This is a genomic window from Shewanella sp. 10N.286.45.A1, assembly GCF_041470405.1.
Lineage (GTDB): Bacteria > Pseudomonadota > Gammaproteobacteria > Enterobacterales > Shewanellaceae > Shewanella.
This window is the reverse complement of record NZ_JBFRMK010000036.1, coordinates 1-682: the sequence shown is the minus strand read 5'-3', so window position 1 is coordinate 682 and position 682 is coordinate 1. Positions and strand designations below refer to the sequence as shown.

Here is a 682-nt window from a genome sequence, read left to right as displayed (position 1 = left end):
CCTCCGCCTTGTCAAAATATCCAATTAACTGCGGAAAAAACAACCGTGAAAGAACAACAGCCTCTAGCGTGTTTCTAAATATTTGCTCTCTTTTTTTTAGAGTTTAATGTTTATATCAGAGGGTTGATTAGAATTATTGGTGATTAAAATGGAAAAAACAGTCTAAAATATGGCGATGTAACAGCGATCTGTTATACCTAATTTATCTATAGAGGAACTTGTAGGTAGATTTTATGTCTATGGTCAGCGCGAAAGAGTTTTCAGATTGGTTAAGGTTGAGATTCGAGGGGCTCAATGAAGGAGTCTCTTTGTCTCGTAAAGATATTAATCAGTTAACAGGGCGGCAGAACTTCTCAGCCGATTTTGTTAACGATATACATTTTGAACTAATGCGCCATAAATTGGCTTTTGTTACGGACACATCTAGAGAGAATTTTTATCTGGTGCCGATCAATAAACAATCATGGAGAGAGAAGCTAGAGCAGCAGTTTGAGAAAGAGATATTTTGCAATGTTATCCCTTTTAATATTTCTAGTAATTAGTGTTCCACTAAGTGTGCTTGTTTGCTAGCCTTGTCAGGTCCCTCGATATCGAACCAATGTCGTGTACTTTGTGTAAAAATATCCGTTTAACTTGCCAAACCCTTACTGTTATTTTGATACAATTATTAGGGGCTGTTGAT

Annotated in this window: 1 protein-coding gene; it reads left to right on the top strand. The window is 36.5% G+C overall.

Annotated features, from left to right (window positions below; genetic code table 11):
- Nucleotides 1-233: 233 nt before the first annotated feature.
- Nucleotides 234-542, top strand: coding sequence for a hypothetical protein (locus AB4238_RS03055; RefSeq protein ID WP_372031180.1), 309 nt, complete (start codon nt 234-236; stop codon nt 540-542).
- Nucleotides 543-682 lie beyond the last annotated feature (140 nt).

Bases quoted from the DNA above. Each gene is read 5' to 3' on its own strand.
- AB4238_RS03055 (WP_372031180.1), top strand. From the start codon at position 234: ATGTCTATGGTCAGCGCGAAAGAGTTTTCAGATTGGTTAAGGTTGAGA.